The organism is Bacillus sp. JJ1532, from assembly GCF_036965085.1.
Classification (GTDB): domain Bacteria; phylum Bacillota; class Bacilli; order Bacillales; family Cytobacillaceae; genus Cytobacillus.
Genome location: NZ_JBALOW010000019.1, coordinates 25,527 through 47,102 on the forward strand (window position 1 = coordinate 25,527; position 21,576 = coordinate 47,102).

32 protein-coding genes are annotated in these 21,576 nt (G+C 41.2%); all 32 read left to right on the forward strand.

All coding sequences use genetic code 11. The features are described 5' to 3' along the window. The first annotated feature begins 63 nt into the window (after window positions 1-63). Entirely contained in the window at window positions 64-3,663 is a 3,600-nt protein-coding gene (gene rpoC / locus V7122_RS08695; protein ID WP_335346157.1) for a DNA-directed RNA polymerase subunit beta', read from the forward strand. A 167-nt stretch (window positions 3,664-3,830) separates the two neighbouring features. After that, entirely contained in the window at window positions 3,831-4,079 is a 249-nt protein-coding gene (locus V7122_RS08700; protein ID WP_335346158.1) for a 50S ribosomal protein L7ae-like protein, read from the forward strand. A 104-nt stretch (window positions 4,080-4,183) separates the two neighbouring features. After that, window positions 4,184-4,606 (forward strand): 30S ribosomal protein S12, encoded by a 423-nt coding sequence (gene rpsL, locus V7122_RS08705; RefSeq protein WP_335346159.1) that lies wholly within the window; start codon window positions 4,184-4,186, stop codon window positions 4,604-4,606. Between the two features lie 44 nt (window positions 4,607-4,650). Next, entirely contained in the window at window positions 4,651-5,121 is a 471-nt protein-coding gene (gene rpsG / locus V7122_RS08710) for a 30S ribosomal protein S7 (RefSeq protein ID WP_315666869.1), read from the forward strand. Window positions 5,122-5,172: 51 nt separating this feature from the next. Beyond that, window positions 5,173-7,251 carry an elongation factor G gene (gene fusA / locus V7122_RS08715; protein WP_335526370.1) on the forward strand — a complete coding sequence of 693 codons (2,079 nt, stop codon included), beginning with the start codon at window positions 5,173-5,175 and terminating at the stop codon, window positions 7,249-7,251. A gap of 126 nt (window positions 7,252-7,377) precedes the next feature. Next, the gene (tuf, locus tag V7122_RS08720; protein ID WP_335346161.1) at window positions 7,378-8,565 is read left to right on the forward strand and encodes an elongation factor Tu; all 1,188 of its coding nucleotides are present in this window, start codon (window positions 7,378-7,380) and stop codon (window positions 8,563-8,565) included. Window positions 8,566-8,974: 409 nt separating this feature from the next. Beyond that, a complete protein-coding gene (gene rpsJ / locus V7122_RS08725; protein ID WP_009336571.1) occupies window positions 8,975-9,283 on the forward strand; it encodes a 30S ribosomal protein S10 in 309 nt (102 codons plus the stop codon). Window positions 9,284-9,324: 41 nt separating this feature from the next. Next, window positions 9,325-9,951, forward strand: a complete 627-nt coding sequence (gene rplC / locus V7122_RS08730) for a 50S ribosomal protein L3 (RefSeq protein ID WP_335343878.1) — start codon at window positions 9,325-9,327, stop codon at window positions 9,949-9,951. Window positions 9,952-9,978: 27 nt separating this feature from the next. Further along, window positions 9,979-10,602 (forward strand): 50S ribosomal protein L4, encoded by a 624-nt coding sequence (gene rplD, locus V7122_RS08735; protein ID WP_335526373.1) that lies wholly within the window; start codon window positions 9,979-9,981, stop codon window positions 10,600-10,602. Further along, on the forward strand, window positions 10,599-10,886 hold the full coding sequence (gene rplW / locus V7122_RS08740; RefSeq protein WP_315668898.1) for a 50S ribosomal protein L23: 288 nt from the start codon (window positions 10,599-10,601) through the stop codon (window positions 10,884-10,886). The genes rplD and rplW overlap by 4 nt, the downstream gene beginning before the upstream one ends. A 25-nt stretch (window positions 10,887-10,911) precedes the next feature. Next, window positions 10,912-11,742, forward strand: a complete 831-nt coding sequence (gene rplB, locus V7122_RS08745) for a 50S ribosomal protein L2 (protein ID WP_066301520.1) — start codon at window positions 10,912-10,914, stop codon at window positions 11,740-11,742. 60 nt (window positions 11,743-11,802) lie between these two features. Beyond that, window positions 11,803-12,081 (forward strand): 30S ribosomal protein S19, encoded by a 279-nt coding sequence (rpsS, locus tag V7122_RS08750; protein WP_066301517.1) that lies wholly within the window; start codon window positions 11,803-11,805, stop codon window positions 12,079-12,081. Between the two features lie 18 nt (window positions 12,082-12,099). Beyond that, a complete protein-coding gene (rplV, locus tag V7122_RS08755; protein WP_009336582.1) occupies window positions 12,100-12,441 on the forward strand; it encodes a 50S ribosomal protein L22 in 342 nt (113 codons plus the stop codon). Between the two features lie 3 nt (window positions 12,442-12,444). After that, entirely contained in the window at window positions 12,445-13,101 is a 657-nt protein-coding gene (rpsC, locus tag V7122_RS08760) for a 30S ribosomal protein S3 (protein WP_335343879.1), read from the forward strand. A gap of 1 nt (window position 13,102) precedes the next feature. After that, window positions 13,103-13,537 (forward strand): 50S ribosomal protein L16, encoded by a 435-nt coding sequence (rplP, locus tag V7122_RS08765; RefSeq protein ID WP_335353382.1) that lies wholly within the window; start codon window positions 13,103-13,105, stop codon window positions 13,535-13,537. Continuing rightward, window positions 13,527-13,727: a 50S ribosomal protein L29 gene (gene rpmC, locus V7122_RS08770; protein ID WP_057776544.1), complete on the forward strand. Its 201-nt coding sequence runs from the start codon at window positions 13,527-13,529 to the stop codon at window positions 13,725-13,727. The genes rplP and rpmC overlap by 11 nt, the downstream gene beginning before the upstream one ends. A 21-nt stretch (window positions 13,728-13,748) precedes the next feature. After that, window positions 13,749-14,012 (forward strand): 30S ribosomal protein S17, encoded by a 264-nt coding sequence (gene rpsQ / locus V7122_RS08775; RefSeq protein WP_066301504.1) that lies wholly within the window; start codon window positions 13,749-13,751, stop codon window positions 14,010-14,012. Window positions 14,013-14,052: 40 nt separating this feature from the next. After that, window positions 14,053-14,421: a 50S ribosomal protein L14 gene (gene rplN / locus V7122_RS08780; protein ID WP_066301501.1), complete on the forward strand. Its 369-nt coding sequence runs from the start codon at window positions 14,053-14,055 to the stop codon at window positions 14,419-14,421. 35 nt (window positions 14,422-14,456) lie between these two features. Then, window positions 14,457-14,768, forward strand: a complete 312-nt coding sequence (gene rplX / locus V7122_RS08785) for a 50S ribosomal protein L24 (RefSeq protein WP_335526375.1) — start codon at window positions 14,457-14,459, stop codon at window positions 14,766-14,768. Window positions 14,769-14,794: 26 nt separating this feature from the next. After that, the gene (gene rplE, locus V7122_RS08790) at window positions 14,795-15,334 is read left to right on the forward strand and encodes a 50S ribosomal protein L5 (protein WP_335343882.1); all 540 of its coding nucleotides are present in this window, start codon (window positions 14,795-14,797) and stop codon (window positions 15,332-15,334) included. A gap of 25 nt (window positions 15,335-15,359) precedes the next feature. Next, window positions 15,360-15,545 carry a 30S ribosomal protein S14 gene (gene rpsN, locus V7122_RS08795; RefSeq protein ID WP_009499044.1) on the forward strand — a complete coding sequence of 62 codons (186 nt, stop codon included), beginning with the start codon at window positions 15,360-15,362 and terminating at the stop codon, window positions 15,543-15,545. A gap of 30 nt (window positions 15,546-15,575) precedes the next feature. Continuing rightward, window positions 15,576-15,974: a 30S ribosomal protein S8 gene (gene rpsH, locus V7122_RS08800; protein WP_066301490.1), complete on the forward strand. Its 399-nt coding sequence runs from the start codon at window positions 15,576-15,578 to the stop codon at window positions 15,972-15,974. A gap of 31 nt (window positions 15,975-16,005) precedes the next feature. Next, window positions 16,006-16,545, forward strand: coding sequence for a 50S ribosomal protein L6 (gene rplF / locus V7122_RS08805; protein WP_335343883.1), 540 nt, complete (start codon window positions 16,006-16,008; stop codon window positions 16,543-16,545). Between the two features lie 32 nt (window positions 16,546-16,577). Next, window positions 16,578-16,940 carry a 50S ribosomal protein L18 gene (rplR, locus tag V7122_RS08810; protein ID WP_335343884.1) on the forward strand — a complete coding sequence of 121 codons (363 nt, stop codon included), beginning with the start codon at window positions 16,578-16,580 and terminating at the stop codon, window positions 16,938-16,940. Between the two features lie 24 nt (window positions 16,941-16,964). Next, window positions 16,965-17,465, forward strand: a complete 501-nt coding sequence (gene rpsE, locus V7122_RS08815) for a 30S ribosomal protein S5 (RefSeq protein ID WP_057776552.1) — start codon at window positions 16,965-16,967, stop codon at window positions 17,463-17,465. Window positions 17,466-17,478: 13 nt separating this feature from the next. Next, complete coding sequence (gene rpmD, locus V7122_RS08820; RefSeq protein ID WP_066301482.1) at window positions 17,479-17,661, forward strand: 50S ribosomal protein L30; 183 nt, start codon at window positions 17,479-17,481, stop codon at window positions 17,659-17,661. Window positions 17,662-17,695: 34 nt separating this feature from the next. Next, window positions 17,696-18,136 carry a 50S ribosomal protein L15 gene (gene rplO / locus V7122_RS08825; protein WP_066301477.1) on the forward strand — a complete coding sequence of 147 codons (441 nt, stop codon included), beginning with the start codon at window positions 17,696-17,698 and terminating at the stop codon, window positions 18,134-18,136. Further along, complete coding sequence (gene secY / locus V7122_RS08830) at window positions 18,136-19,431, forward strand: preprotein translocase subunit SecY (protein WP_335343885.1); 1,296 nt, start codon at window positions 18,136-18,138, stop codon at window positions 19,429-19,431. The genes rplO and secY overlap by 1 nt, the downstream gene beginning before the upstream one ends. A gap of 60 nt (window positions 19,432-19,491) precedes the next feature. Further along, entirely contained in the window at window positions 19,492-20,142 is a 651-nt protein-coding gene (locus V7122_RS08835; RefSeq protein ID WP_335343886.1) for an adenylate kinase, read from the forward strand. Beyond that, the gene (gene map, locus V7122_RS08840) at window positions 20,142-20,888 is read left to right on the forward strand and encodes a type I methionyl aminopeptidase (protein WP_335343887.1); all 747 of its coding nucleotides are present in this window, start codon (window positions 20,142-20,144) and stop codon (window positions 20,886-20,888) included. Before V7122_RS08835 ends, map begins: the two co-directional genes overlap by 1 nt. A gap of 320 nt (window positions 20,889-21,208) precedes the next feature. Then, window positions 21,209-21,427, forward strand: a complete 219-nt coding sequence (infA, locus tag V7122_RS08845) for a translation initiation factor IF-1 (RefSeq protein ID WP_009336604.1) — start codon at window positions 21,209-21,211, stop codon at window positions 21,425-21,427. Window positions 21,428-21,462: 35 nt separating this feature from the next. Then, entirely contained in the window at window positions 21,463-21,576 is a 114-nt protein-coding gene (gene rpmJ, locus V7122_RS08850; protein ID WP_000868344.1) for a 50S ribosomal protein L36, read from the forward strand.

Genomic DNA, 21,576 nt, shown 5'->3' on the forward strand with positions numbered 1-21,576 from the left:
ACCCCAATTGCTTTTTATGGGCAAAATGGGCATAGCCCGGAGATAAAAAGGGAGGTAGGCCCCTTGATAGATGTAAACAATTTTGAGTATATGAAAATCGGCCTTGCTTCACCAGATAAGATCCGTTCGTGGTCACATGGTGAGGTAAAAAAGCCTGAAACGATTAACTATCGTACGTTAAAACCTGAAAAAGACGGTTTATTCTGTGAACGAATTTTCGGACCAACAAAGGACTGGGAATGTCATTGCGGAAAATACAAACGTGTACGCTATAAAGGTGTAGTTTGTGACCGATGCGGCGTTGAGGTTACGCGTGCAAAGGTGCGTCGTGAAAGAATGGGTCATATTGAGCTTGCTGCTCCTGTTTCCCACATCTGGTATTTCAAAGGAATCCCAAGCAGAATGGGACTTGTTCTTGATATGTCTCCGCGTGCTTTGGAAGAAGTCATTTACTTTGCGTCTTACGTAGTGACTGATGCAGGTGACACGGCCCTCGAGAGAAAGCAATTGCTTTCGGAAAAGGAATACCGGGCATATCGTGAAAAATACGGAAATAAGTTTCAAGCTTCTATGGGTGCTGAATCCATTAAAAAACTTCTTTCAGATATTGATTTAAATAAAGAAGTTGACATTTTAAAAGATGAGCTAAGAACCGCACAAGGACAGCGAAGAACACGTGCTATTAAGCGTTTAGAAGTATTGGAAGCTTTCCGTGGTTCAGGCAATGAGCCATCTTGGATGATCCTTGATGTACTCCCTGTTATCCCGCCGGAGCTTCGTCCGATGGTTCAGCTTGATGGCGGCCGTTTCGCTACATCTGACCTAAATGATTTATACCGTCGTGTGATTAATAGAAATAATCGTCTAAAACGTTTATTGGATCTTGGTGCGCCTAGTATCATTGTTCAAAACGAAAAGCGTATGCTCCAAGAAGCCGTAGATGCTTTAATTGATAATGGCCGCCGTGGCAGACCTGTTACAGGACCTGGTAACCGTCCATTAAAATCACTATCTCACATGTTAAAAGGTAAGCAGGGACGCTTCCGTCAAAACCTATTAGGAAAACGTGTTGACTACTCTGGCCGTTCGGTTATCGTTGTAGGACCTAACTTAAAGATGTATCAGTGCGGACTTCCGAAAGAAATGGCATTAGAGTTATTTAAGCCATTCGTTATGAAAGAGTTAGTCGAAAAGGGCTTATCTCATAATATTAAATCGGCCAAACGCAAAATTGAACGTGTTCAGCCAGAGGTTTGGGATGTTTTAGAAAGTGTTATTAAAGAACATCCAGTTCTTCTGAACCGTGCCCCTACTCTTCATAGATTAGGAATTCAAGCGTTTGAACCAACATTAGTTGAAGGCCGTGCTATTCGTCTTCATCCGCTCGTTTGTACAGCCTATAACGCTGACTTCGATGGTGACCAAATGGCGGTTCACGTTCCACTTTCATCAGAAGCACAAGCTGAAGCACGTCTGTTAATGCTTGCAGCTCAAAACATTTTGAATCCGAAAGATGGAAAACCAGTTGTAACTCCTTCTCAGGACATGGTATTAGGAAACTACTACTTGACTCTTGAAAGAGATGGCGCAGTTGGAGAAGGGATGATTTTTAAGGATGTAAATGAAGCGTTGCTCGCGTATCAGAATGGATATGTCCACCTGCATACACGTGTGGCAGTTCATGCTGGATCCTTGAAAAATCCAACATTTACACCGGAGCAAAATCAGAAGCTCCTTGTTACAACAGTAGGAAAGCTAATCTTCAATGAAATTTTGCCGGCATCCTTCCCTTATATAAACGAGCCTACTAGACAAAATTTAGAGGAGGAAACTCCAGCTAAATATTTTGTAGAAAGAGGTCAGGAAGTACTTTCGGTTATTCGTGAAATGCCGCTAGTAGATCCGTTTAAGAAGAAGATTCTTGGTAATATTATTGCTGAAGTTTTCAAACGCTATAAAATTACTGAAACATCAAAAATGCTTGACCGCATGAAGGATCTTGGATTTAAGCACTCTACAAAAGCAGGTATTACAGTTGGTGTTTCTGACATCGTGGTACTTGGCGAGAAGGAACTGATTATCCAAGAGGCACAAACAAAAGTTGATAATGTTATGAAGCAGTTTAGACGCGGTCTCATAACAGAAGATGAGCGTTATGATCGTGTTATCTCCATTTGGAGTGCTGCAAAAGACACCATTCAAGAGAAATTGATGAAGTCACTTGATAAATCAAACCCTATCTTTATGATGAGTGATTCCGGCGCCCGTGGTAACGCATCTAACTTTACTCAGTTAGCAGGTATGCGCGGACTGATGGCGAACCCGGCCGGTAGAATTATCGAGTTACCAATTAGATCAAGTTTCCGTGAAGGCTTAACAGTATTGGAATACTTTATTTCTACTCACGGTGCTCGTAAAGGTCTAGCCGACACAGCGTTAAAAACAGCGGACTCAGGTTATTTAACACGTCGTCTAGTAGACGTTGCTCAAGATGTCATTGTTCGTGAAGATGATTGTGGTACGGATAGAGGCTTACTAATTAGTGCGTTGAAAGATGGCACTGAAGTGATTGAAACTTTGGAAGAACGTCTAATTGGCCGACATGCGAGAAAGGCTATTAAACATCCGGAAACTAAAGAAGTAATCGTACCTGAAAATGGTCTAATTACGGAAGACCTTGCTCAAGAGGTTACAGAAGCGAACATAGAACAAGTTTGGATCCGTTCAGCATTTACTTGTAACACGCGCCACGGCGTATGTAAGAAATGCTATGGCCGCAATCTAGCAACTGGTCAAGAGGTTGAAGTTGGTGAGGCAGTAGGTATTATCGCTGCTCAATCTATCGGTGAGCCTGGAACACAGTTAACGATGCGTACATTCCATACAGGTGGAGTTGCGGGAGACGATATTACACAAGGTTTGCCGCGTATCCAAGAATTGTTTGAAGCACGTAATCCTAAAGGGGTAGCTGTTATTTCCGAAATTGAAGGAATTGTAGTAGGGATTAATGAAGGCAGAGACCGTCAGCATGAGATTGTTGTCCAAGGTGAAGTAGAATCCCGCACATACTCAGCGCCATACACAGCACGACTTAAAGTAGCGGTGAATGACCAGGTAGAACGCGGACAGGAATTAACGGAAGGTTCGATTGATCCGAAGGAATTAATCAGAGTGAAGGACGTAACAGCTGTTCAAGAATACTTATTACGCGAAGTACAGAAGGTTTATCGTATGCAAGGGGTTGAAATTGGTGACAAGCACATCGAAGTAATGGTTCGCCAGATGCTTCGTAAGGTACGTGTCATTGATGCAGCTGAAACAGATGTATTGCCAGGGACACTTCTTGACATACATCAGTTTACAGATGCTAATGAGAAAGCCCTTCTTGCTGGTAAGCTTCCTGCAACAGGACGTCCAGTGTTACTAGGTATCACGAAAGCATCACTTGAAACAGATTCGTTCCTATCTGCTGCATCATTCCAGGAAACAACTAGAGTTCTTACAGATGCAGCAATTAAAGGAAAACGTGATGAACTACTGGGATTAAAGGAAAATGTTATCATTGGTAAGTTAGTCCCAGCTGGAACTGGAATGCAGCGTTATCGCAGAGCTGAGCCTTACACGAAGGAAGAGGCGGCTGAGGATGCAGTTCCTGTAGAATAAATTCAGATGATCGGTGCTGGCTAAACCGCTTGGCCAGTACCGTTTTTTAAATGGATTACCATCATATTTTTTAAAAAAATATAAGATTGTTTGTTGACATCCGAAAATGAAGATGGTAATATAGCAAAGGTGCTCCTATTAACTGGATACTTTGGAGGATGTCACTTATGTCTTATGAAAAAGTATTGCAGGCAAAAGAAGTAATAATAGGAACTAGGCAAACTGTGAAAGCACTGCAGACAGGAACAACTAAAGAGGTTATTATTGCCAAAGATGCAGACCCGAAAGTAATCGCAAATGTGGCAAGTAAAGCATCTGAAGTAAATGTTCCGGTTCTCTATGTAGACTCCATGAAAAAGCTTGGAAAAGCATGTGGAATTGATGTTGGTGCAGCAGCTGTTGCGATTATCAATTAAAAACTGTTTTTGTAGAACGAATCTACAAAGACTTTGTTTTTTGCAACAAAATGAACCACCTGGATGTGTGGGCTTAAACAAAATAGTGAAGGGAGGACAATTCAATGCCTACAATTAACCAATTAGTGCGCAAGCCTCGTCAAACGAAAGAGGATAAGTCAAAATCACCTGCGCTAAACAAAGGCTATAACAGCTTCAAAAAAGCACAAACAAATGTTTCTTCACCACAAAAACGCGGTGTATGTACTCGTGTTGGTACAATGACTCCGAAAAAACCAAACTCAGCATTACGTAAATATGCTCGTGTACGTTTATCTAACGGGATCGAGGTTAATGCTTATATTCCTGGTATCGGTCATAACCTGCAAGAACACAGCGTTGTTCTAATCCGTGGCGGACGTGTAAAGGACTTACCGGGGGTACGTTACCATATCGTTCGTGGAGCATTAGACACAGCTGGTGTTGCTAACCGTATGCAAAGTCGTTCTAAATACGGTCAGAAGAGACCAAAAGCAGCGAAAAAATAATTTCAATAAAATAAAGAAAAGAATTTTTGAAAGGAGGAACTAATATGCCACGTAAAGGTCCTATAGCAAAAAGAGACGTATTACCGGATCCGATTTACAACTCAAAGCTTGTTAGCAAACTTATCAACAAAATGATGGTTGACGGTAAGAGAGGTAAATCTCAAGCAATTCTTTACTCAGCATTTAATATTATTAGCGAGCGCGCTGGAAAAGAGCCAATGGAAGTTTTCGATCAAGCGCTTAAAAACATCATGCCTGTACTTGAAGTAAAAGCACGCCGTGTCGGCGGATCTAACTACCAAGTACCAGTAGAGGTGCGTCCAGATCGTCGTACAACTCTTGGTCTTCGCTGGTTAGTAAACTACTCTCGTCTACGTGGAGAAAAGACGATGGAAGAGCGTTTAGCTAACGAAATTCTAGATGCTGCTAACAATACTGGTGCATCTGTTAAGAAACGTGAAGACACTCACAAAATGGCAGAAGCTAACAAAGCATTTGCTCACTATCGTTGGTAGGATTTATACCCAATACAAAATATTACTCATACTAGGAAGGAGAAAGACCCAATGGCAAGAGAGTTCTCCTTAGAAAATACTCGTAATATCGGGATCATGGCTCACATCGATGCCGGTAAAACAACAACAACTGAGCGTATTCTTTACTACACAGGAAAAATCCACAAAATCGGTGAAACACACGAAGGTGGAGCTCAGATGGACTGGATGGAGCAAGAGCAGGAGCGCGGAATCACGATTACATCTGCAGCAACAACTGCACAATGGAAAGGTCACCGCGTTAACATCATCGATACACCAGGACACGTAGACTTCACAGTTGAAGTTGAACGTTCACTTCGTGTACTTGATGGTGCAGTTACTGTCCTTGATGCTCAATCTGGAGTAGAACCACAAACCGAAACAGTATGGCGCCAAGCTACAACTTACGGCGTGCCACGTATTGTTTTCGTTAACAAAATGGATAAACTCGGTGCAGATTTCTTATATTCTGTAAAAACTCTACATGATCGTCTACAAGCGAATGCTGCTCCAATTCAATTACCAATCGGTGCTGAAGATACGTTCAAAGGTATCATTGACTTGGTTGAAATGGATGCTACATTCTACAACAACGATCTTGGAACTGATATCCAAGTTGGAGAAATCCCAGAAGAATATCAAGCTCAAGCCGAAGAATATCGTGAAAAGTTAATTGAAGCAGTAGCTGAACTTGATGAAGAACTAATGGAAAAATACCTTGGTGGGGAAGAAATCACTAAGGCAGAGCTAAAAGTAGCGATCCGTAAAGCTACTCTTAGCGTTGAATTCTATCCAGTAATGTGCGGAACTGCTTTCAAAAACAAAGGTGTTCAAAAAATGCTTGATGCAGCAATCGACTATCTTCCGTCTCCTCTGGATATTCCAGCTATTAATGGTGTTAATCCAGATACAGAAGAAGAAACAGAGCGTCATGCAGATGACAGCGAGCCGTTCTCAGCTCTTGCTTTCAAAGTTATGACTGACCCTTATGTTGGTAAACTTACATTCTTCCGTGTTTACTCTGGTACATTGAACTCAGGTTCTTATGTAATAAACTCAACGAAAGGCAAGCGTGAGCGTGTAGGACGTATTCTGCAAATGCATGCTAACTCTCGTGAAGAGATTTCGATTGTACATGCTGGAGATATCGCAGCAGCTGTAGGTTTGAAAGACACGACTACAGGGGATACACTTTGTGATGAAAAAGCTCCTGTTATCTTAGAATCTATGGAATTCCCAGAGCCAGTTATTCAATTATCTATCGAGCCAAAAACAAAGGCTGACCAAGATAAGATGACAACTGCTCTTCAAAAGCTTCAAGAAGAAGATCCGACATTCCGTGCACATACTGACCAGGAAACTGGAGAAGTTATCATTGCTGGTATGGGTGAGCTTCACCTTGATATCCTTGTTGACCGTATGCGTCGTGAATTTAAAGTAGAAGCTAACGTTGGTGCACCACAGGTTGCCTACCGTGAAACTTTCCGTGCTTCAGCGTCAGTTGAAGGTAAATTTGCTCGCCAATCTGGTGGACGCGGACAGTATGGTCATGTTTGGATTGAATTCTCTCCAAACGAAGAAGGTAAAGGCTTTGAATTCGTAAATGGTATTGTCGGTGGGGTTGTTCCTCGTGAATATATCGCTCCTGTACAAGCTGGTCTTGAAGATGCGCTTGATAGAGGAGTCCTTGCTGGCTTCCCATTAGTTGATATTAAGGCTAGATTGTTTGATGGATCTTACCATGATGTTGACTCATCTGAAATGGCGTTTAAGATTGCTGCATCAATGGCATTGAAAAATGCAGCATCTAAATGTAGCCCTGTAATTCTTGAGCCGGTAATGAAAGTTGAAGTCATTATCCCTGAAGAATACATGGGAGATATTATGGGTAACGTTACTTCACGCCGTGGTCGCGTTGAAGGTATGGAAGCTCGCGGCAACGCTCAAGTTGTACGTGCAATGGTTCCGCTATCAGAAATGTTTGGTTACGCTACTTCATTACGTTCAAGCACACAAGGTCGTGGCGTTTTCTCTATGACATTTGATCATTACGAAGAAGTACCAAAATCAATTTCTGAAGAAATCATCAAAAAACACAAAGGTGAATAAAAGTAATTGATTTTACCTTTTTAATCAAGTATAACTACTATTGTAGGCACCATGGCTGCGAAAAGGATTCACCCTTTCGCAGCTCAAAAATACTTAATTTTTATATATTAAAGGAGGATTTTCCTAATGGCTAAAGCTAAATTTGACCGTTCAAAACCCCATGTAAACATTGGTACAATCGGACACGTTGACCATGGTAAAACTACTTTAACTGCTGCTATCACTACTGTACTTGCAAAGAAAATGGGTGGAGAAGCAAAAGGTTACGACCAAATCGATAACGCTCCAGAAGAAAAAGAGCGTGGAATCACTATCTCAACTTCTCACGTTGAGTACGAAACTGAAAACCGTCACTATGCACACGTTGACTGCCCAGGACACGCTGACTACGTTAAAAACATGATCACTGGTGCTGCTCAAATGGACGGCGGAATCTTAGTAGTTTCTGCTGCTGACGGCCCAATGCCACAAACTCGTGAGCACATCCTTCTTTCTCGTCAAGTAGGTGTACCTTTCCTTGTTGTGTTCATGAACAAGTGTGACATGGTTGACGATGAAGAGCTTCTTGAATTAGTAGAAATGGAAGTTCGTGACCTTCTTTCTGAATACGACTTCCCAGGAGATGACATTCCTGTAGTTAAAGGTTCAGCTCTTAAAGCTCTTGAAGGTGAAGCAGAATGGGAAGAAAAAATTATCGAACTTATGGCAGCTGTTGATGAGTATGTTCCAAACCCAACTCGTGACACTGACAAGCCATTCATGATGCCAGTTGAGGATGTATTCTCAATCACTGGTCGTGGAACTGTTGCTACTGGACGTGTTGAGCGTGGAGTAGTTAAAGTTGGAGACGTTATTGAAATCACTGGTTTCACAGAAGAGCCAAAATCAACTACAGTTACTGGAGTTGAAATGTTCCGTAAATTACTAGACTACGCTGAAGCTGGAGATAACATCGGTGCTCTTCTTCGTGGTGTAGCTCGTGAAGATATCCAACGTGGACAAGTACTTGCTAAGCCAGGTACAATCAAGCCACACACTGTTTTCAAAGCTGAAGTTTACGTATTATCTAAAGAAGAGGGTGGACGTCATACTCCATTCTTCACTAACTACCGTCCTCAGTTCTACTTCCGTACAACTGACGTAACTGGTATTTGTAATCTTCCTGAAGGCGTAGAAATGGTTATGCCTGGAGATAACATTGAAATGCACGTTGAGCTTATCGCTCCAATCGCTATCGAAGAAGGAACTAAGTTCTCAATTCGTGAAGGTGGACGTACAGTAGGCGCTGGCGTTGTTGCTACAATCGTTGAATAATTAATTTATAATAAAACCAGGTGGGTGACGATCCATCTGGTTTTTTATTTTGCATTATTTTATAGAGACTAAGGAAATAACTCTGTTTCTTCTATATATATGGTGAATTTAATTAATGTTGATATCAAAAATGAAATGAGAATAGATTTATGAAATTATTGGATTCTTCCAGTCACGCTTGAAAAAATGAATGAATGCCGCTATAATAATACGAGTGTGAAAGACATCTAGAAATTGCAGTATTTAGTGTTGCAATTGACTTGTGTTTTCTGTATAATAGACAATGTTGGTCTTTGACTGCGATGAAGTGAAAGGTTGCTGACACACCCGGCCGCTTTGCCATGGCGAGTGTGTGGGAAATTTTCACGGAGAATGTCTATTTTAAAATAGGCGAAAAGGAGGGAAAATAATGGCAAAACAAAAAATTCGTATTCGTTTAAAAGCGTATGATCACAGAATCCTTGATCAATCTGCTGAAAAGATTGTTGAGACTGCAAAACGTTCTGGTGCGGCTGTATCTGGTCCGATTCCATTACCGACTGAAAAGTCTATCTACACAATCCTTCGTGCGGTTCATAAGTACAAAGATTCTCGTGAGCAGTTCGAAATGCGTACGCACAAACGTCTAATCGACATCGTTAACCCAACACCACAAACGGTAGATTCACTAATGCGTTTAGATTTACCATCAGGTGTAGATATCGAAATCAAACTTTAATGAAATAAATTTAACTTAACTATCTAGGAGGTGTGACTGAAATGACCAAAGGAATCTTAGGAAGAAAGATTGGTATGACTCAAGTGTTCGCTGAAAACGGTGATCTTATCCCGGTAACAGTAGTTGAGGCAGCTGCAAACGTTGTTCTTCAAAAGAAATCAGTTGAAACTGACGGCTACGAAGCAATCCAAATCGGATTTGACGACAAACGCGAGAAGCTATCTAACAAACCTGAAAAGGGCCATGTTGCTAAAGCTAACACTGCTCCTAAGCGCTTCGTTCGTGAATTACGCGGAGTGAATTTAGGAGAATATGAAGTTGGTCAAGAAGTCAAAGTTGATATTTTCGCAACAGGTGAAACTGTTGATGTAACAGGAATCTCAAAGGGTAAAGGTTTCCAAGGTGCAATTAAACGCCACGGACAATCCCGCGGACCAATGTCTCACGGTTCACGTTACCACCGTCGTGTTGGTTCAATGGGACCTGTTGCTCCAAACCGTGTATTCAAAGGTAAATTATTACCAGGACGTATGGGCGGAGAGCAAGTTACAGTACAAAACCTTGAAATTGTAAAAGTTGACGTTGAACGTAACCTATTATTAATTAAAGGTAATGTACCTGGAGCTAAAAAATCTTTATTAAAAATCAAAAGTGCGGTAAAAGCATAGTAATAAGTCGGAAAGGAGGAAATAAGAATGCCGAAAGTAGCATTATTTAACCAAAGCGGTTCTCAAGTTGGTGAAATTGATCTTAATGATACGATCTTTGGTATCGAGCCTAATAACCACGTTCTATTTGAAGCGGTTGTTATGCAAAGAGCTTCTTTACGTCAAGGAACTCACAAAACTAAAATCAGATCTGAAGTAGCAGGCGGCGGTCGCAAGCCATGGCGCCAAAAAGGCACTGGCCGTGCTCGTCAAGGTTCTATCCGTTCACCACAATGGCGTGGCGGTGGTACTGTGTTTGGTCCTGTTCCACGTAGCTACAGCTACAAGCTTCCTAAGAAGGTTCGTCGCTTAGCGATCAAATCAGCATTATCTTCTAAAGTGTTAGCAGAAAACATTTTAGTATTAGAAAGCCTTGCTTTCGAAACTCCAAAAACAAAAGACTTTAAAGGTGTTTTAAAAGGTCTTTCTATTGAATCCAAAGCACTTATTGTAACAGCTGACCTTGATGAAAACGTAGCATTATCTGCTCGTAACATTCCTGGTGTAACTGTTGTAACTGCTACAGGAATCAACGTTCTGGACGTTTTAAATCATGATAAATTAATCATGACGAAAGCAGCAGTTGAAAAAGTAGAGGAGGTGCTTGCATAATGGATGCACGCGATATCATTAAGCGCCCCGTAATTACTGAAGCTTCTTCTGATTTAATGGCCGATAAAAAATATACGTTTGAAGTTGACGTTAGAGCTAATAAAACTCAAGTTAAAGATGCTGTAGAAACTATCTTCGGTGTTAAAGTTGAGAAAGTAAACGTTATGAACTACAAAGGTAAATTCAAGCGTATGGGACGTTTTGGTGGATACACAAACAAACGTCGTAAAGCAATTGTTAAATTAACAGCTGACAGCAAAGAAATCGAATTCTTTGAAGTTTAATATTAATTGAAGAGGAGGGAATAAAATGGCGATTAAAAAGTATAAACCTACCTCTAACGGTCGTCGCGGCATGACAGGATTCACTTTCGAAGAAATCACTACTGATAAACCCGAAAAATCCCTGTTAGCTCCATTGAACAAAAAAGCTGGCCGCAACAACCAAGGTAAGATAACTGTTCGTCATCAAGCCGGCGGTCATAAACGCCAGTATCGTATTATCGACTTTAAACGTAACAAAGATGGCATTCCAGGACGCGTTGCTACGATCGAGTACGATCCAAACCGTTCATCAAGAATTGCTCTAATTAACTATGTAGATGGTGAAAAGCGCTACATCCTAGCTCCTAAAAACCTAGAAGTAGGTATGGAAGTAATGTCTGGTCCAGAGGCTGACATTAAAGTGGGTAACGCTCTGCCATTAATAAACATTCCAATGGGTACTGTAATCCATAACATCGAGTTAAAACCTGGTAAAGGTGGACAATTAGTCCGTTCTGCAGGTACTTCTGCTCAAGTTCTGGGTAAAGAAGGTAAATATGTTCTTGTACGCCTAAACTCTGGCGAAGTACGTATGATCCTCGCTACTTGCCGTGCAACTATCGGTCAAGTAGGTAACGAGCAACACGAGCTTATTAACATCGGTAAAGCAGGACGTTCCCGCTGGTTAGGTAAGCGCCCAGCAGTTCGTGGATCCGTAATGAACCCTAACGATCACCCACACGGTGGTGGTGAAGGACGTTCACCAATCGGACGTAAGTCTCCAATGACTCCTTGGGGCAAACCAACACTTGGTTTCAAAACACGCAAAAAATCAAACAAGTCGGATAAGTTTATTGTTCGTCGCCGTAAAAAATAACGGGATTGTCCTACGGTTCACGTATGGAACCGTAGATCAATCGCGAAGGGAGGTTCACTCATGGGTCGCAGCTTAAAAAAAGGACCTTTTGTTGATGATCATTTAATGACAAAGATCGAAAAGCTAAATGAAACTGATGGCAAACAAGTTATCAAAACTTGGTCTCGCCGTTCTACGATCTTCCCGCAATTCATCGGACACACAATTGCAGTTTACGATGGTCGTAAACACGTTCCTGTATATGTCACTGAAGACATGGTAGGTCACAAGCTTGGAGAATTTGCTCCAACACGCGCTTACAAAGGGCATGGCAATGATGATAAGAAAACAAGACGTTAATGAGAGGAGGGCATTCTTATGCAAGCTAAAGCTGTTGCAAGAACAGTTCGTATTGCTCCTCGTAAAGCTCGTTTAGTCGTAGATTTAATTCGAGGAAAGCAAGTAGGTGAAGCAGTAGCAATTTTGAACTTAACTCCAAAAGCTGCTTCTCCAATCGTAGAGAAGGTTTTGAAATCTGCATTAGCAAACGCAGAGCACAACTACGAAATGGACGTTAACAATTTAGTGGTTGCTCAAGCTTTCGTTGACGAAGGACCAACACTTAAACGTTTCCGTCCTCGTGCAATGGGCCGTGCAAGCCAAATTAACAAACGTACTAGCCATATTACTATCGTTTTATCAGAAAAGAAGGAGGGATAATCAGTGGGTCAAAAAGTAAATCCAGTCGGTTTGCGTATCGGTGTTATCCGTGATTGGGAATCAAAATGGTACGCAGGCAAAGACTATGCTGATCTTTTACACGAAGACCTTAAAGTTCGTGAGTACATCACAAAGCGTCTGAAGGATGCTTCTGTATCAAAAGTAGAAATCGAACGTGCAGCTAATCGTCTAAACATCACTATTCACACTGCCAAGCCAGGAATGGTTATTGGTAAAGGTGGTACTGAAGTTGAAGCACTTCGTAAAGCTCTTAACTCACTTACTGGCAAACGTGTACACATCAATATTCTTGAAATCAAAAAAGCTGATATCGATGCGAAATTAGTTGCGGAAAACATTGCTCGTCAATTAGAAAACCGCGTATCTTTCCGTCGTGCTCAAAAACAAACTATTCAACGTGCAATGCGCGCTGGTGCGAAAGGTATCAAAACAATGGTATCTGGACGCTTAGGCGGTGCTGATATCGCTCGTTCTGAATCTTACAGCGAAGGAACAGTTCCACTTCATACTCTTCGTGCTGATATCGATTATGCGACAGCTGAAGCTGATACAACTTACGGTAAGCTTGGTGTGAAAGTATGGATTTATCGTGGAGAGGTCCTTCCTACGAAGAAGAAATCTGAGGAAGGAGGCAAATAATATGTTACTGCCTAAACGCGTAAAATATCGTCGTGTGCACCGTGGAAATATGCGCGGTCAATCAAAAGGCGGCACAGAAGTGAATTTCGGTGAATTCGGTCTACAGGCTACTGAAGCTTCATGGATCACGAACCGTCAAATTGAATCAGCTCGTATCGCTATGACTCGTTACATGAAACGTGGCGGTAAAGTTTGGATTCAAATATTCCCTCATAAGCCATACACTGCCAAGCCTCTAGAAGTCCGAATGGGTTCCGGTAAGGGTGCTCCTGAAGGATGGGTAGCAGTTGTTAAGCCTGGGAAAGTAATGTTCGAAATTGCAGGTGTTTCTGAAGAAATCGCTCGTGAAGCTCTTCGACTTGCTGCACACAAGCTTCCGCTTAAGTGTAAGTTTGTAAAACGAGAAGAAATTGGTGGTGAATCAAATGAAAGCTAATGATATTCGTGACCTTACCACTGCCGAAATTGAACAAAAAGTCAAATCATTAAAAGAAGAATTATTCAATCTTCGCTTTCAGTTAGCGACTGGCCAGCTTGAGAATACAGCTCGTATTCGTGAAGTGCGCAAATCAATCGCTCGTATGAAAACAGTGATTCGTGAAAGAGAAATTGGTTTTTCAAAGTGAAATTGAGAGGAGGTTCGCACAATGAGTGAACGCAACCAACGCAAAGTTTACACTGGGCGTGTTGTTTCAGACAAAATGGATAAGACCGTTACTGTCCTTGTTGAAACTTACAAAAAGCACCCTTTATACGGTAAACGCGTTAAGTACTCTAAAAAATTCAAAGCTCATGATGAGCAAAATACAGCGAAAACTGGCGATATTGTCCGTATTATGGAAACTCGTCCGCTTTCAGCTACAAAACGCTTCCGTCTTGTAGAAGTAGTAGAAAAAGCAGTTATTATCTAATTGTTCGGAAAAGAGTTAATTCCGAAGGGAGGTTACACACATGATTCAACAGGAATCACGTTTGAAAGTTGCAGACAACTCTGGTGCTCGTGAAGTACTTACAATTAAAGTTCTTGGTGGCACTGGCCGCAAATACGCTAACATCGGTGATATTATCGTTTGTACAGTGAAACAAGCAACACCAGGTGGCGTTGTTAAAAAAGGTGATGTTGTCAAAGCAGTAGTTGTTCGGACAAAGAGCGGTGTACGCCGTAATGACGGTACTTACATTCGTTTTGATGAAAACGCATGTGTAATTATTCGTGACGATAAGGGTCCTCGTGGTACTCGTATCTTCGGACCTGTTGCTCGTGAACTACGCGACAGCAACTTCATGAAAATTATTTCTTTAGCTCCAGAAGTTCTATAATTAAAACTAAATTGCCTTTAAGGAGGTGCTTACTGATGCATGTGAAAAAAGGTGACAAAGTTTTGGTCATCTCTGGTAAGGATAAAGGCAAAACGGGTGTCATTCTTGCAGCGTTTCCTAAACAAGACCGTGTACTTGTTGAAGGAGTAAACATTGTGAAAAAACATTCCAAGCCATCCCAAGTGAATCCGCAAGGCGGAATCATTAGCCAAGAGGCTCCGATTCATGTATCAAACGTTATGCCTGTCGACCCTAAGTCTGGCAACCCAACACGGGTAGGCTATAAAACGGTTGATGGCAAAAAAGTACGTGTAGCAACAAAATCCGGTGAAGTTCTAGATAAATAGTTTATAGAAGAAGGGAGGTACAATGAATGAGCCGCCTAAAAGAAAAGTATACAAAAGAAATTACTCCTGCTCTTATGAGCAAGTTCAACTATAAATCAATTATGCAAGTACCTGCGATTGATAAAATCGTTATCAACATGGGTGTTGGTGATGCTGTTCAAAACGCTAAAGCACTAGACAATGCGGTTGAGGAATTAGCGCTAATTGCTGGTCAAAAACCAGTTGTTACTCGTGCAAAAAACTCTATCGCTGGATTCCGTCTTCGTGAAGGTATGCCGATCGGTGCGAAAGTTACTCTTCGTGGAAAGCGTATGTATGAGTTCTTTGATAAGTTAGTCTCTGTATCACTTCCACGTGTACGTGACTTCCGCGGTATTTCCAAGAAGTCTTTTGACGGACGTGGAAACTATACTTTAGGTGTAAAAGAGCAGTTAATCTTCCCTGAGATTGATTACGATAAAGTAAACAAAGTTCGTGGTATGGATATTGTTATCGTAACTACAGCTAATACTGATGAAGAAGCTCGTGAACTTTTAACTCAATTTGGAATGCCGTTCCAAAAGTAATCGCTAAATAGAGGGAGGCGAAAACGTGGCTAAAAAGTCAATGATTGCGAAACAAAAACGCACGCCTAAATATAAGGTACAAGAATACACACGCTGCGAACGTTGCGGACGTCCACATTCTGTTTACCGTAAATTTAAGCTTTGCCGTATCTGTTTCCGTGAATTAGCATATAAAGGTCAAATTCCTGGCGTGAAAAAAGCTAGCTGGTAAACCTATAGGTTTAGGAAGGAGGTAAAAACAATGGTCATGACAGATCCAATTGCAGATTTGCTAACTCGCATCCGTAATGCGAATATGGTACGTCACGAAAAATTAGAAGTTCCTGCTTCTAATATCAAAAAAGAAATCGCTGATATCCTTAAGCGTGAAGGTTTCGTACGCGATGTTGAGTTTATTGAAGACAACAAACAAGGGATCATCCGCATTTTCTTAAAATACGGTTCTAATAACGAACGTGTAATCACTGGTCTAAAGCGTATTAGCAAACCTGGACTTCGTGTATATGCAAAAGCTGATGAAGTTCCACGTGTACTTAACGGCCTTGGAATTGCTCTAGTTTCTACTTCTCAAGGAGTTCTTTCTGATAAAGAAGCTCGTGCAAAACAAGTTGGCGGAGAAGTTTTAGCATACGTTTGGTAATAGACTTTCTTAATGAATGGAGGTGCAATAAATGTCTCGTATAGGTAAAAAACCAATTGAAGTTCCAACTGGTGTTACAATTAACATCGATAGTAAAAACACAGTTACAGTAAAGGGTCCTAAAGGTGAACTTACTCGTTCATTCAGCCCGGACATGACGATCCAACTGGAAGAGAATGTACTAACTGTTTCTCGTCCATCTGAATCGAAAGAACACCGTACTTTACACGGTACAACTCGTGCATTACTTTCTAACATGGTTGAAGGTGTATCCAAAGGTTTTGAAAAAGGTCTTGAGCTAATCGGGGTCGGATACCGTGCTCAAAAGCAAGGTACTAAACTTGTACTAAACGTAGGATACTCTCATCCTGTTGAAATTGAACCTGAAGCTGGCGTGGAAGTAGAAGTTCCATCTAACACAAAGGTTATCGTTAAAGGAATCAACAAAGAACGTGTTGGTGCTTTAGCGGCTAACATTCGTGATGTTCGTCCTCCAGAGCCTTACAAAGGAAAAGGTATCCGCTATGAAGGCGAATATGTGCGTCGTAAAGAAGGTAAAACTGGTAAGTAATGCCGCATAGGTAAACGAAAGGAGTGACTTAAATGATTACGAAGGCTGACAAAAATGCAGTTCGTAAGAAAAGACATGGCCGTGTACGCGCTAAACTTTCTGGAACTGAAGCTCGTCCTCGTTTAAACGTGTTCCGCTCTAATAAGCATATTTATGCTCAATTAGTTGACGATGTAAAGGGAGTTACTTTAGCAAGTGCTTCTACTTTAGATAAAGAAGTAAGTCTAGAATCTGCAGGCAACGTTGATGCAGCAGTTAAGGTCGGAGAATTAGTTGCAAAGCGTGCAGTTGAAAAAGGAATCAAAGCTGTCGTATTTGACCGTGGAGGTTACCTCTATCATGGCCGCGTAAAAGCATTAGCTGATGCTGCTCGCGAAAACGGTTTAGAATTTTAATAGACAAAGGAGGGACACAAAAAGATGCGTCGTATTGATCCAAACAAACTTGAACTTGAAGAACGCGTAGTTACGGTTAATCGTGTAGCGAAGGTTGTTAAAGGTGGACGTCGTTTTCGTTTCTCTGCTCTTGTAGTAGTAGGTGACAAAAACGGTCATGTCGGCTTTGGTACTGGTAAAGCACAAGAAGTACCAGAAGCAATCCGTAAAGCGATTGAAGATGCTAAGAAAAACTTAATCGAAGTACCAATGGTTGGAACAACGATTCCTCACCAAGTTATTGGTAACTTCGGTGCAGGGGAAGTACTTCTAAAGCCTGCATATGAAGGTACTGGAGTTATCGCTGGTGGACCAGTTCGTGCGGTACTTGAATTAGCTGGTGTTGGTGATATTCTTTCTAAATCTTTAGGAACAAACACACCAATCAACATGGTTCGAGCTACTTTGAACGGTTTAACACAATTAAAACGTGCTGAGGACGTAGCTAAATTACGTGGTAAATCAGTAGAAGAACTGTTAGGATAAGGAGGGAAATCAAATGGCGAATAAACTAGAAATTACCCTCACTCGCAGCGTGATTGGCCGCCCAGGGGACCAACGCGAAACAGTTAAAGCTCTTGGCTTACGTAAAATGCACCAAACAGTTGAGCATCAAGACAATCCGGCTATTCGCGGAATGATCAATAAAGTTGCTCACCTTGTTACGGTAAAAGAAATATAATATTCACTCTTCTACAAAATAAGGAGGTGCCAACATGAAACTTCATGAATTAAAGCCTGCAGAAGGTTCACGCGGGGAGCGTAAACGCAAAGGCCGTGGAATCGGTTCTGGTAATGGTAAAACTGCTGGTAAAGGTCATAAAGGTCAAAATGCTCGTTCTGGCGGCGGTGTACGCCCTGGATTCGAGGGTGGTCAAACACCTTTATTCCAACGTTTACCAAAACGTGGTTTTACAAACATTAACCGTAAGGAATATGCGGTAGTGAACCTTGATGCTCTAAATCGTTTTGAAGAAGGAACGGAAGTAACTCCTGAACTTCTTATCGAAACAGGTGTAGTAAGCAACGAAAAAGCAGGAATCAAGATTCTTGCAAAAGGCAAAGTTGAGAAAAAGCTTACTGTTAAAGCTCATAAATTCTCCTCTGCTGCAAAGGAAGCGATTGAAGCTGCCGGCGGTCAAACTGAGGTGATTTAATGTTTCAGACAATCTCCAATTTTATGCGCGTGGGTGATATAAGAAGAAAGATCATATTCACCCTTTTAATGCTGGTTGTATTCCGCATCGGTACATTTATACCGGTACCAGGCGTGAATGCGGAGTTTTTGAAGTCACAGGACCAATTTAATGTATTTGGACTTCTAAATACATTTGGCGGCGGAGCACTAATGAATTTCTCCATACTGGCAATGGGAATCATGCCGTATATCACGGCATCCATTATCATTCAGTTATTACAAATGGATGTTGTTCCTAAGTTTACTGAATGGTCAAAGCAAGGAGAAGTGGGACGCCGAAAGTTAGCTCAGTTTACCCGCTATTTTACAATTGTGCTTGGTTTCATCCAAGGCTTTGGTATGTCCTATGGGTTTAATAACCTAGCAGGTGGGCAGTTAATTGAAAATCCAGGTATTGGAAGTTATCTTCTAATTACAACTGTATTAACGGCTGGAACTGCATTCTTAATGTGGTTAGGTGAACAAATTACTTCTAAAGGTGTAGGGAATGGAATCTCTATTATCATCTTTGCTGGGATCGTAGCTGGTATTCCATCAACGATTAACCAAATCTACGCTCAGCAATTTGAAAATGCTGGAGAGCAGCTATTCCTTCGCATCGTTACAGTCGTATTAATTGTTGTTGCTGTTGTTGCTATCATTGTAGGTACCATTTTTATTCAGCAGGCTTTAAGGAAAATTCCTATTCAGTATGCAAAAAGAATGGTAGCAGGCAAAAGCCCTGTTGGAGGTCAATCCTCACACTTACCTTTAAAAGTAAACGCTGCTGGTGTTATTCCGGTTATCTTCGCTGTTTCTTTTATCGTTACTCCTAGAACAATTGCCTCGTTCTTCGAGCAAAATGATGTAACACTCTGGATTCAACGAGTATTTGATTACTCACATCCAATTGGTATGGTAGTGTACAGTGCTCTTATCATTGCCTTTACTTATTTCTACGCTTTCATTCAAGTGAATCCGGAACAGGTTTCTGATAACTTGAAGAAGCAAGGTGGATATATTCCTGGTATTCGTCCAGGAAAGAATACGCAAGAGTATTTAACACGCGTTCTATACCGTTTAACATTTGTAGGTGCCATCTTCCTAACAGCTATTGCGATCTTACCAGTTCTATTCATTAATATTGCTGGATTGCCGGAATCAGCTCAAATCGGTGGAACTAGCTTACTCATTGTTGTCGGTGTTGCACTAGAAACGATGAAGCAGCTAGAGGCTCAGCTTGTTAAACGTCACTATAAAGGCTTTATTAAATAATTTGGTTTTTAGGGAACCATGGAGGTCCCTAAAAGCCAATCAGATTTAGGGGGATTTCACATGAACCTAGTATTAATGGGGCTCCCTGGTGCCGGAAAAGGTACACAAGCAGAAAAGATTGTCGCTAAATACGGCATCCCTCATATCTCTACTGGAGATATGTTCCGTGCAGCCATTAAGGATGAAACGGAACTTGGCCTTCAGGCGAAATCATTCATGGACAAAGGCGAACTTGTTCCTGATGAGGTTACTATTGGTATTGTCCGCGAAAGATTATCCAAGGATGACTGCCAGAATGGCTTCCTGCTCGATGGCTTTCCTAGAACTGTTGCTCAAGCAGAAGCATTAGAAAACATCCTTGTGGGATTAAATAAACAGATTAACTACGTGATTAATATTGATGTTGATAATAGTATTCTTATGGATCGCCTAACTGGCCGTCGCATCTGTAAAGATTGCGGTGCTACTTATCATCTTGTTTTCAATCCTCCTGCAAAAGAGGGAGTATGCGATCGCTGCGACGGAGAGCTGTATCAGCGTGCTGATGATAATGAGGATACTGTGAAGAATCGCTTAGATGTTAATATTAAGCAAACAAAACCACTGCTCGATTTTTATGAAACAAAAGGCTATTTGCGCAATATTGATGGGCAGCAGGAAATAGATAAAGTATTTTCTGATGTAGATCAATTACTCGAGGGCTTGCAATAATGATCATTTGCAAAACACCGCGTGAAATTGAAATCATGCGCGAGGCTGGAAAAATTGTAGCACTTACTCATGAAGAACTGAAAAAACATATTGCACCCGGCATTACAACTTTAGAGCTAGATGCAATTGCAGAAAAGTTTATTCGAAAACATGATGCAATACCATCCTTTAAAGGTTATAATGGCTTTCGCGGCAGCGTTTGTGCTTCAGTTAACAATGAGCTTGTCCATGGCATTCCTAGTAATCGGGTATTAAAGAATGGCGATATTATTAGCGTTGATATCGGTGCTAAATATAACGGTTATCATGGTGATTCAGCTTGGACGTATCCGGTAGGTTCAATTGATAAGGAGACTCAGACACTTCTTGATGTGACCGAGGAATCTTTATATAAGGGCCTTATGGAAGCAAAACCAGGTGTACGTCTGTCGAACATCTCACATGCGATTCAAACGTATGCGGAATCATTTGGTTTTTCCATTGTACGTGAGTATGTGGGTCATGGAATCGGGCAAGACTTACATGAGGATCCGCAAATTCCTCATTATGGTCCCCCAGATAAGGGCCCGCGTTTAAAACCAGGAATGGTTCTTTGTATTGAACCCATGGTGAATGCAGGAAGCCGATATGTGAAAACGTTAGAAGACAATTGGACAGTTGTAACGGTTGACGGAAAAATGTGTGCCCATTTTGAGCATACAATTGCGATCACCGACACAGGCTATGAGATTCTTACCAAAGTTTAAGCCAGGTTGTAATCTCGCAGTCCATGCAATTTGTTCTACTTTTAGTCAAACCGTATTGGTTCTTTGCGGACTTGATGCTATCGATGTGATATAATATTAAGGTTGTTGTATGGCCTATAATTTTTTAAGACTGATGATGATTTTTTAATCTTCATCTTAAGAATAAACCAGACTGCATCTGTAATTTCATTGATCAAGCATCTCCAGAAGTTCAGGAAGATTACAAGAATCCGGTTGTGTAATGGATGCAATACACTTTGACTATTATGTTAAAGTGAAGAAATGAATTCGTATATATTTGAAAAAGGGGGACTTGTTCGATGGCGAAAGACGATGTAATTGAAATAGAAGGTACTGTTGTTGACACTTTGCCAAATGCCATGTTTAAAGTAGAATTAGAGAATGGTCATACTGTACTAGCTCATGTTTCTGGAAAAATTCGTATGCACTTCATTCGAATTCTGCCAGGAGATAAGGTAACAGTTGAGCTTTCTCCATATGACTTAACACGCGGAAGAATCACTTATCGTTTTAAATAACCACTGCACTCCGTACTACTAAGGAGGTTAGGATAATGAAAGTAAGACCATCAGTTAAGCCAATCTGCGAAAAGTGTAAAGTTATCCGCAGACGTGGCAAAGTTATGGTTATCTGTGAAAACCCTAAACATAAACAAAAACAAGGCTAA